Source organism: Treponema sp. R8-4-B8 (assembly GCF_054786175.1).
This window is the reverse complement of sequence record NZ_BDHE01000237.1, coordinates 1-631: the sequence shown is the minus strand read 5'-3', so window position 1 is coordinate 631 and position 631 is coordinate 1. Positions and strand designations below refer to the sequence as shown.

Annotated in this window: 1 protein-coding gene; it reads right to left on the bottom strand. The window is 41.8% G+C overall.

The genetic code is table 11. From position 1 onward, the window contains the following. Nucleotides 1-255: 255 nt before the first annotated feature. Nucleotides 256-631, bottom strand: a 376-nt coding sequence (locus ACYVRA_RS08125) for an addiction module antidote protein (protein ID WP_461252225.1), incomplete at its 5' end; no start/stop codon positions are given.

The following is a 631-nucleotide window of genomic DNA, read 5'->3' as shown; positions in this document are numbered from 1 at the left end:
CAGCCCAGGAAATGTATTAATCGTGCTAAATTAAAGGACATGTAATGGTAGCAGGTTACGCAATAGTATCTGCTACCGTTTTTTCATAGCATACCTTGCCTTGCATGGTTCGCTACGGGTGGGAAGGCACAGCGTGCCTTCTCGCTCTTTGTGTTCTTCGTGTAAAAAAAAATTGCGAGTAAAACCTTTCCGGTAACTACGCTCATTATCGGTTGTGAGTAAATAAAATAATTGTCCAACACCTTACACACTCATTCAGGCTTTTTTAGGATTCATGCGCTTTTTTGTTTTTTTTACTGCAAGTTTAGATACAGGAACCAGCGAAAGTCGGTAACCAAGAGATTGGGCGACTTTTGCGATAGTTTCAAAAGCCGGATGTCCGTCTTCAGAAAGGGATTGGTACAGATTGGTTCTGCTTACCCCGGCTGCTTTCGCCGCGCCTGTCATTGCCTTACGTGCTCGATCAATGTCAGCAAGGACAATCAGAAGGAATTTATAGTCTCCTTCCTCAAGCACAACATTAAGGTATTCCTCAATGTCTTTTTCAGTTTTGAAACAAAAACCCTTAATCCCCTTTGTGTTCTTTGTACCTTTGTGCTCTTCGTGTGAAGTTTTCTCGAAAAAATATCGA